Here is a 2,348-nt window from a genome sequence, read left to right on the forward strand (position 1 = left end):
CGCGCCGGCCGCAACCGGAGCACGCGGTGGAGGTGAGCGACGGGCACCGCGGCCCGCCGCGCCTCGCCCGCTGCTGCACTCCGGTCCCCGCGGACGAGGTGACGGGGTTCGCCGTACGCGGCGGGACCGTCGCCGTGCACCGCGCGGACTGCCCCGTGGCTGCCGGTATGGCGGGCGCGGGCCGACGGGCCGTCGCCGTGACGTGGCGTTCACCCAGCTCGGGTTGTCGCGTCACACTCCGCGCCGAGGCACTGGGCCGGCCGCGGCTGCTGGCCGATCTCACCGACGCCCTCGCCGACGAGGGCGCGGCCGTGGTGCACGCCGAGGTGGAGCCGCCCCGGCAGCACCGCGTGCGCCACACGTACACGCTCGACCTGCCCGACGCCACCGGGCTGCCGAGGCTCATGCGGGTGATGCGCGGCGTGCCGGGCGTGTACGACGTCTCGCGGGCACTGCCCGTGGCGGCCGGGCGCGGCTGACCCGTTCCGGGCCCGGCCCGCGCGTTCGTGCGCGCCGCCGCGCGCGGTTCGCACGGCACCGTCCGGTGCCCACGTGGGGGGCCCGGCCCCCACGTGCCGGGCCCGGCTGCCCGTCCGGCGGTCGGACCCGGCACGTCCGTGACCCAGGGTGGTGGCCGCCCGGGCCGGGTCACCGGACGCGTCGGCCCCCGGGTCGCGCAGCCGACCGGGGGAGAGGTGCACCGCCCGCCCTTCCGCCATGGGGGAAACCGGGTGACTGCCGGTCGGGGCCGTGCCACCATGGAGATCCAGGGCCGACCAGGGAATCCCTCCGACCGGCCACGCGTTGTCACTGAGACCGCGCCCCTGCCTCGGCCCGACCGGGCCGTCGCGGCGTGGCTCGCTCGGACGAAAGGACCCCGTTGACCTTCTCTTCAGCTTCTCAGGAGAACCAGCCCCGCACCACGGACCGCCGGGCCGACGCCCTGATGGAGGAGGACGTCTCCTGGAGCACGCTGGACGCCGAACGCGACGGCGACCAGTTCGACCGCGAGGAGCGCGCCGCGCTGCGGCGCGTCGCGGGACTGTCCACCGAGCTGGAGGACGTCACCGAGGTCGAGTACCGGCAGCTCCGCCTGGAGCGCGTGGTGCTCGTCGGTGTCTGGACCTCCGGCACCGCGGCCGACGCCGACAACTCCCTCGCGGAGCTCGCCGCGCTCGCCGAGACGGCGGGCGCCATGGTCCTCGCCGGGGTGACCCAGCGCCGCGACAAGCCGGACGCCGCGACCTACATCGGGTCGGGCAAGGCGCAGGAGCTGCGTGACATCGTGTCGGAGAACGGCGCCGACACCGTCGTCTGCGACGGTGAGCTCAGCCCCGGCCAGCTCATCCACCTGGAGGACGTCGTCAAGGTCAAGGTGGTCGACCGCACCGCCCTGATCCTCGACATCTTCGCGCAGCACGCCAAGTCCCGTGAGGGCAAGGCGCAGGTGGCGCTGGCGCAGATGCAGTACATGATGCCGCGACTCCGCGGCTGGGGTCAGTCGCTCTCCCGGCAGATGGGCGGCGGTGGCTCCGGCTCCTCCGGCGGCGGCATGGCGACCCGCGGTCCCGGTGAGACCAAGATCGAGACCGACCGGCGTCGCATCCGCGAGAAGATGGCGAAGCTCCGTCGGGAGATCGCGGAGATGAAGACCGGCCGCGACGTCAAGCGCCAGGAGCGGCGCCGCAACAAGGTCCCCTCGGTGGCGATCGCCGGGTACACCAATGCGGGCAAGTCCTCGCTGCTGAACCGGCTCACCGGCGCCGGCGTGCTCGTCGAGAACGCGCTCTTCGCCACGCTGGACCCGACCGTGCGTCGCGCCGAGACGCCCAGCGGTCGCCAGTACACCCTGGCGGACACCGTCGGGTTCGTGCGGCACCTGCCGCACCACCTCGTCGAGGCGTTCCGCTCCACGATGGAGGAGGTCGGCGACTCCGACCTCATCCTGCACGTCGTGGACGGCTCGCACCCGGCGCCCGAGGAGCAGCTCGCCGCGGTCCGCGAGGTCATCCGGGACGTCGGCGCGCAGTCGGTGCCGGAGATCGTCGTCATCAACAAGGCGGATGCCGCCGACCCGCTGGTCCTCCAGCGACTCGTCCGCGCCGAGCGCCGCTCCATGGTGATCTCCGCCCACAGCGGCGCGGGCATCGAGGAGCTGCTGGCCAGGATCGACGACGAACTGCCCCGCCCCGCCGTCGAGCTGGACCTCGTGGTGCCCTACACCTCCGGTGCGCTCGTCTCGCGCGCCCACACCGAGGGCGAGGTGCTGGCGGAGGAGCACACCACCGAGGGCACGCGCCTCCGGGCCCGGGTCCACGAGGAGTTGGCCGCGGAGCTCCGCTCCGCGG

Annotated in this window: 2 protein-coding genes; both read left to right on the forward strand. The window is 74.4% G+C overall.

Annotated features, from left to right (window positions below):
* Positions 1 to 479 (forward strand): bifunctional (p)ppGpp synthetase/guanosine-3',5'-bis(diphosphate) 3'-pyrophosphohydrolase (locus tag HCJ92_RS23660; RefSeq protein ID WP_167935652.1); only part of this gene is annotated, 479 nt, incomplete at its 5' end.
* Between the two features lie 401 nt (positions 480 to 880).
* Positions 881 to 2,348: GTPase HflX (hflX, locus tag HCJ92_RS23665; protein ID WP_167935653.1), on the forward strand; the 1,468-nt coding region annotated here is incomplete at its 3' end.

This window comes from Streptomyces spiramenti (genome assembly GCF_012034385.1).
GTDB classification, from domain to species: Bacteria; Actinomycetota; Actinomycetes; order Streptomycetales; family Streptomycetaceae; genus Streptomyces; species Streptomyces spiramenti.